This is a genomic window from Microbacterium flavescens, from assembly GCF_018588945.1.
Lineage (GTDB): Bacteria > Actinomycetota > Actinomycetes > Actinomycetales > Microbacteriaceae > Microbacterium > Microbacterium flavescens.
Map to the genome: position 1 here is coordinate 55,600 of NZ_JAFIWA010000009.1, position 6,361 is coordinate 61,960.

General features: G+C 69.1%; 8 protein-coding genes. 7 read left to right on the top strand and 1 reads right to left on the bottom strand.

Annotated features, from left to right (window positions below; all coding sequences use genetic code 11):
- Positions 1–18 precede the first annotated feature (18 nt).
- The 7 genes from rpsE (at position 19) to JX005_RS15135 (ending at position 5,165) form a co-directional block, all read left to right on the top strand.
- The gene (gene rpsE, locus JX005_RS15105; RefSeq protein ID WP_307858612.1) at positions 19–678 is read left to right on the top strand and encodes a 30S ribosomal protein S5; all 660 of its coding nucleotides are present in this window, start codon (positions 19–21) and stop codon (positions 676–678) included.
- Positions 678–863, top strand: a complete 186-nt coding sequence (gene rpmD / locus JX005_RS15110) for a 50S ribosomal protein L30 (RefSeq protein WP_023954062.1) — start codon at positions 678–680, stop codon at positions 861–863. Before rpsE ends, rpmD begins: the two co-directional genes overlap by 1 nt.
- Entirely contained in the window at positions 863–1,603 is a 741-nt protein-coding gene (rplO, locus tag JX005_RS15115; protein ID WP_214468418.1) for a 50S ribosomal protein L15, read from the top strand. Before rpmD ends, rplO begins: the two co-directional genes overlap by 1 nt.
- 100 nt (positions 1,604–1,703) lie before the next feature.
- A complete protein-coding gene (secY, locus tag JX005_RS15120) occupies positions 1,704–3,029 on the top strand; it encodes a preprotein translocase subunit SecY (RefSeq protein WP_214468419.1) in 1,326 nt (441 codons plus the stop codon).
- Positions 3,026–3,619: an adenylate kinase gene (locus tag JX005_RS15125; RefSeq protein WP_214468420.1), complete on the top strand. Its 594-nt coding sequence runs from the start codon at positions 3,026–3,028 to the stop codon at positions 3,617–3,619. Before secY ends, JX005_RS15125 begins: the two co-directional genes overlap by 4 nt.
- A 4-nt stretch (positions 3,620–3,623) precedes the next feature.
- On the top strand, positions 3,624–4,463 hold the full coding sequence (map, locus tag JX005_RS15130) for a type I methionyl aminopeptidase (protein ID WP_214468421.1): 840 nt from the start codon (positions 3,624–3,626) through the stop codon (positions 4,461–4,463).
- Between the two features lie 9 nt (positions 4,464–4,472).
- Positions 4,473–5,165, top strand: a complete 693-nt coding sequence (locus JX005_RS15135; RefSeq protein ID WP_214468422.1) for a DsbA family protein — start codon at positions 4,473–4,475, stop codon at positions 5,163–5,165.
- Between the two features lie 54 nt (positions 5,166–5,219).
- On the opposite strand, the gene JX005_RS15140 is transcribed toward JX005_RS15135, so the two are convergent.
- A complete protein-coding gene (locus JX005_RS15140) occupies positions 5,220–6,245 on the bottom strand; it encodes a hypothetical protein (RefSeq protein ID WP_214468423.1) in 1,026 nt (341 codons plus the stop codon).
- Between the last annotated feature and the right edge of the window lie 116 nt (positions 6,246–6,361).

Sequence of the window (6,361 nt, forward strand, 5' to 3'; positions counted from 1 at the left end):
AACAACGTGGAGAACGAAGTGACCGAGCCGGCTGCTGCCGCCGCCACGACCACCGAGGCGCCCGCCGAGCGTGAGCGCGAGCCGCGCCGCGGCGGTCGCGAGCGCAACGCCAACCAGCGTGACCGGGGGTCGCGCGATGCCGACAAGAGCCAGTTCCTGGAGCGCGTCGTCACGATCAACCGTGTGTCGAAGGTCGTCAAGGGCGGTCGTCGCTTCAGCTTCACCGCGCTCGTCGTCGTCGGTGACGGCAACGGCGTCGTGGGTGTCGGCTACGGGAAGGCCCGCGAGGTGCCCCTGGCCATCTCGAAGGGCGTCGAAGAGGCCAAGCGCAACTTCTTCCGCGTGCCGCGTGCCGGCTCGACCATCCCGCACCCCGTTCAGGGTGAGGCCGCTGCCGGTGTGGTGCTGCTGCGCCCCGCTGGTGCCGGTACCGGTGTCATCGCCGGCGGTCCGGTCCGTGCCGTCCTCGAGTGCGCGGGCATCCACGATGTCCTCTCGAAGTCGCTCGGCTCGTCGAACACGATCAACATCGTCCACGCGACGGTGGAGGCGCTGAAGCAGCTCGAGGAGCCCCGTGCGGTCGCCGCGCGTCGTGGCCTCGAGTTCGACCAGGTCGCCCCCGCCCGTCTCGTCCGTGCCGAGGCCGAGGCCGCGGCTGCTGCGAAGGCAGGTGTCTGATGGCCGCGCGCCTGAAGGTGACCCAGGTCAAGTCCAAGGTGAGTGAGAAGCAGAACCAGCGTGACACGCTGCGTTCGCTCGGTCTCAAGCGGATCGGCGACTCCGTCGTCCGTCCCGACGACGCGCAGACGCGTGGCTACGTCAAGACCGTCGCGCACCTCGTGAAGGTTGAGGAGATCGACTAATGGCTGAGAAGGCCGAGAAGAACACCGCCGCCGAGGAGAAGGCTTCGAAGAAGCCCGCCGCCTCGAAGGCTGCTGCCGAGAAGGCTCCGGCGAAGAAGGCGACCGCCAAGGCCGCCGACAAGCCGGCCGCCGAGAAGAAGGCGCCCGCCAAGACCGCCGCCGCGAAGGCCGACAAGGCCGACGCCGCGGACAAGGCCGAGAAGGCGCCCGCCGCCAAGAAGGCCCCGTCGAAGGCTGCGGGCGCCGACAAGAAGGGCTCGGGCAAGACCGCTGCTCCGAAGGCCGACGCTCCGGCGTCGCGCCCCGGCGTGCTCAAGGTCCACCACCTGCGTCCCGTCCCGGGCGCCCACACCGCCAAGACCCGCGTGGGTCGTGGTGAGGGCTCGAAGGGCAAGACCGCCGGTCGTGGCACCAAGGGCCAGAAGGCCCGCTACCAGGTCAAGGTCGGCTTCGAGGGCGGCCAGATGCCGCTGCACATGCGCACCCCGAAGCTGCGCGGGTTCAAGAACCCGTTCCGCGTCGAGTACCAGGTCGTGAACCTGGAGAAGCTCGCCGAACTGTACCCGTCCGGTGGCGACGTCACCGTCGGCGACCTGGTCGCCAAGGGTGCGGTCCGCAAGAACGAGAAGGTCAAGGTGCTCGGCACCGGAGACATCTCGGTGAAGCTCAACGTGTCGGTCGACAAGGTCTCGGGTTCCGCCGAGCAGAAGATCGTCGCCGCGGGCGGCACCGTCAAGTAGTACGCGCAGTGGGGGTCGGAGCTTGCTCCGGCCCCCACTGGGTTACCCTGGACGTCGGCACGTCGCCGTGCGGGCCGGCATCCCATCTGGAGGCATCCACTTGTTCAGCGCCATCGCGCGGGTCTTCCGCACTCCCGACCTTCGGCGGAAGATCGCATTCACCCTGGCGATCATCGCCCTGTATCGCTTCGGCGCGCACATTCCGGCGCCGTTCGTCGACTTCCCCAACGTGCAGTCATGTCTGTCTGCCTCCGCGGGAACGCAGGGACTGCTCTCGCTCGTCAACCTGTTCTCCGGCGGCGCCCTGCTGCAGCTGTCGATCTTCGCGCTCGGCGTCATGCCGTACATCACCGCGACGATCATCGTGCAGCTGCTGCGCGTCGTCATCCCGCACTTCGAGACCCTCTACAAGGAGGGCCAGTCGGGCCAGGCGAAGCTCACCCAGTACACGCGCTACCTCACGATCGCACTTGCACTGCTGCAGTCGACGACCCTCGTGACGGTGGCCCGCAGCGGTCAGCTGTTCGGCACCACCGGCATCCCCGAGTGCGAGCAGCTCCTCACCAACGACGCGTGGTGGGCGCAGCTCCTCATGATCATCACCATGACCGCCGGCACGGGCCTCATCATGTGGTTCGCCGAGCTCGTCACCGAGCGCGGCATCGGCAACGGCATGTCGCTGCTGATCTTCACCTCGATCGCCGCGGCCTTCCCGGCGTCGATGTGGGCCATCTGGCAGTCGCGCGGCTTCGAGGTGTTCCTCCTCGTGCTGGCCGTCGGCATCGTCGTCGTCGCCCTCGTGGTGTTCGTCGAACAGTCGCAGCGACGCATCCCGGTGCAGTACGCCAAGCGCATGGTCGGCCGTCGCACCTACGGCGGCACCAACACCTACATCCCGATCAAGGTGAACATGGCCGGCGTCGTGCCCGTCATCTTCGCCTCCTCGCTGCTGTACATCCCCGCGCTCATCGCGCAGTTCAACATGCAGCCGAACGCCGAGAACGAGATCCCGGGCTGGGTGTCGTGGATCCAGCAGTACTTCACCAACGGCGACCACCCGGTCTACATGCTGGTGTACTTCCTGCTCATCGTCGGGTTCACCTACTTCTACGTCGCGATCACGTTCAACCCGGTCGAGGTCGCCGACAACATGAAGAAGTACGGCGGATTCATCCCCGGCATCCGTGCCGGGCGTCCCACCGCCGAGTACCTCGACTACGTGCTGACGCGCATCACGCTCCCCGGCTCGCTGTACCTCGGCTTCATCGCCCTGCTTCCGCTCATCGCCCTCGCGACGGTCGGCGCCAACCAGAACTTCCCGTTCGGCGGCGCCTCGATCCTGATCATCGTCGGTGTGGGTCTCGAGACGGTGAAGCAGATCGATGCCCAGCTGCAGCAGCGGCACTACGAGGGCCTGCTCCGATGACCCGGCTGCTCATCGTGGGTCCGCAGGGTTCGGGCAAGGGAACGCAGGGCGTCCGCATCGCCGATGCATTCGGCGTCCCCGCGATCTCGACCGGCGATGTCTTCCGCGCCGCGGTGGCCGACGGCTCCGACCTCGGATCGCAGGTCAAGGCGATCATCGAGGCGGGCGACCTGGTGTCGGACGAGCTGACGAGCGCGGTCGTGCGCGACCGGCTCTCGCAGGCCGATGCCGCGGGCGGCTTCCTGCTCGACGGCTATCCCCGCAACCTGACTCAGGTCATGCACCTCGAGGAGTTCCTCGAAGGGCGCGGCGAAGAGCTCGATGCCGTGATCGAGCTCAGCGTCCCGCGCGACGAGAGCATCGCGCGGCTGACCCTGCGCGCTCAGGAGCAGGGGCGCACCGACGACACCGAGGCGGTGATCGCGAACCGCCTGGCGATCTACGAGCGCGAGACGGCCCCGATCCTCGGCGTCTACGGCGCGCGCGGCATCGTGGTGCAGATCGATGGCGTGGGCTCGCTCGACGAGATCACCGCGCGCATCGTGGCGGCTCTCGACGCCCGTGGCGTCAAGCGCACCGCCGCCGCCTGAGCCCGTGTCGCTCCGCCGCTCGATCTACAAGTCCCCCGCCCAGCTGCGGGCGATGGTGGAACCCGGGCTCATCACCGCCGCCGCCCTCGATGCCGCTCGTGCGCTGATCGCTCCCGGTGTGACGACGGGGGAGCTGGATGCCGCGGCATCCGCTCTCATCACCGCACGCGGTGCGAAGTCGAACTTCCAGATGGTGCGCGGCTATCGCCACACCATCTGCGCCTCGGTCAACGAGCAGGTCGTGCACGGGATCCCCGGTGATCGCGTGCTCGAGCCCGGTGACATCGTGTCGATCGACGCGGGTGCCGAGTTCAAGGGCTGGAACGGCGACTCGGCTTTCACCGTCGTCCTCGACGACCCGTCCCGGCCGGAGGTCGTGGCGGCCCGGCGGCAGCTGTCCGACGTGACCGAGGGATCCCTCTGGGCGGGCATCGCCTCGCTCGTCACGGCGAAGCACCTCGGCGAGGTCGGCGCGGCCGTGCAGGGCCACATCGAGGCGAACGCCCCCGACGGCGGCTACGGCATCCTCCGCGAGTACGTCGGCCACGGCATCGGGCGCAAGATGCACGAAGCTCCGTCGGTGTTCAACTACCGCGTGTCCGATCCCGGGCCCGAGGTGCGTCCGGGGCTCGTGCTCGCGATCGAGCCCATGGTCGTCATCGGCGATCAGGCGACATTCATCGAAGACGACGGATGGACGGTGTCGACCACCGACGGCACCGCCGGCTCCCACTGGGAGCACAGCGTCGCCGTGCACGACGGCGGCATCTGGGTGCTGACGGCGCCCGACGGCGGCGCGGCGGGGCTGGCGCCCTTCGGCGTCACGCCGGTCGAGATCGTCTGAGGAGAAGCAATGGCTGAGGGTTCGCGCAAGGTCAACTGGTTCGCCATCTGGGTGAGCGCCGGAGTCGTGATCGCCCTCGTGCTGGTCGCGGTGCTGGTGGTCAACCTGAACAGCAACCAGGGATCGACTCCCGAACCCGGGCAGACCCCCTCCGCGGCGAACATCGAGAGCGAGACCGGGGCCATCCTCGTCGGCGACGGCGAGAACCGGCTCGACACCTTCATCGACTTCATGTGCCCGATCTGCAACACGTTCGAGCAGGTCTTCGGCGAGGAGATCGCGGGCCTCGTCGATGACGGCACGATCACCCTCGGCATCCACCCGATCTCCATCCTCGACGGCCAGTCGAGGGGCACCGAGTACTCCACGCGGGCGGCGAACGCGATGTACTGCGTGGCGGTGGCCGATGCCGAGGCATCCGTCCCGTTCATGAACGCGATGTTCGCGGGCCAGCCCCAGGAGGGCACGCCGGGTCTGACCGACGAGGAGATCCTCGGCATCGCCGAGTCGGTCGGGGTGACCGGCATCGACGCGTGCGTGAACGACGGCATCTACGCCGGCTACGTCACGGCGATCACGAAGGACACTCCGGTGCAGCCGGGCGCCGGCGGAGTCGGCACGCCGACGGTCGCGGTCAACGGCGAGGTCATCGCGAACTCGACGCTGCCCGAGCCGGGTCAGCTCGCGACGCTGTTCGAGTAGCCCCGGCGCGCGCTCGCGCACGCGTTCGCGAGACAGCGGTTTCGCGACCAGACGTCAGCCGCGCGACGTCGTCTCGTCGCGGCTCCGCTGTCTCGCTGCGCGGGGGAGTGAGCGGGGGTTCGACCGCATCGGCGTGAGGAGTGCGGTGCGCGGCGCCGCGATGCGGCGAACGCCCAGACGGATGAGCTCCGCGACGAGCGGCGTGACGGCGACGGCGGCCGCCATGTCCCATCGGCCGAAGGATGTGCACTGCCGTCGAAGGCGGTCCTCCCGCTTCTTCTCCTCGATCATCCGCCTGGTGGTTCGCTCGGGGGTGCGCCCGACGTACTTGTCGTACCCGTCGGACTCGCCGATCGCGGCGGCGCGGAGCCAGAAGAAGTCCACGCGGTCGACGAACCCCGGTGAGCGGAACTCGACCTGGAGCTCGGGCGGCTCGAACCCCGACCACAGGATCACGCCGCGACCGACGCTCTCGCCGACGGACTCCGAGCGCGCATCGAGCGCCGCCGTCGTGAGTCGCAGCACCCGGGAGCCGCGGGAGTCGGCGCGACTGCCCGCGAGCTCGCGCAGTGTCGACAGCTCGACATCGCCGCCCTGCGCGGGAGAGATCGCCGCGTCGCCCACGGCGAGTCCGAAGGGTGCCGGAAGAACGCGCATGAGGTCGACGGCGGTATGGCTGCGCGAGGTCATGCGGAACCCGCCGAACTCGACGATCTCGCGGACGTCGACGCTGGCGTGCACGAAGACGTCTCCGAACCTTCGAGAGCGGGCGGCGCGCTCGGCGTGGAGGTGGATGAGGCGGGCCTCGCCGAACTGGGGCAGGCCGTGCAGCGCGGCTGCGGACTCGAGCGCGAAGACCGCATCCGGGTTCACCAGCGCATAGGCGTGCACGCGTGCCAGGTAGCGCCCCCACGGCGGAAGGCGATCCCACGCCGCCCGAGGGGAATAGACACCAGGGCGAACGCGGTGGTAGCGCGCCGGGTCGCGCAATCCGCGCGATCCGGACGTGACGTCGCGCACGCGCACGAGTTCGACGGGCGACTCACTCACAGCGGAGGGAAGGGGAGGGATGCTGCGCACGCTCCGATGCTCGGTGCCGAGGCATCCCCTCACCCTCCTCTTCCAGCGGTTGTGCAACCCCGCGTCGCCCGCCCAACCTGGGGAGGAACTCCCCCCGCCGCCCCCGCCCCTCCCGC

Bases quoted from the DNA above. Each gene is read 5' to 3' on its own strand.
- rpmD (WP_023954062.1), top strand. From the start codon at position 678: ATGGCCGCGCGCCTGAAGGTGACCCAGGTCAAGTCCAAGGTGAGTGAG.
- rplO (WP_214468418.1), top strand. From the start codon at position 863: ATGGCTGAGAAGGCCGAGAAGAACACCGCCGCCGAGGAGAAGGCTTCG.
- JX005_RS15125 (WP_214468420.1), top strand. From the start codon at position 3,026: ATGACCCGGCTGCTCATCGTGGGTCCGCAGGGTTCGGGCAAGGGAACG.
- JX005_RS15135 (WP_214468422.1), top strand. From the start codon at position 4,473: ATGGCTGAGGGTTCGCGCAAGGTCAACTGGTTCGCCATCTGGGTGAGC.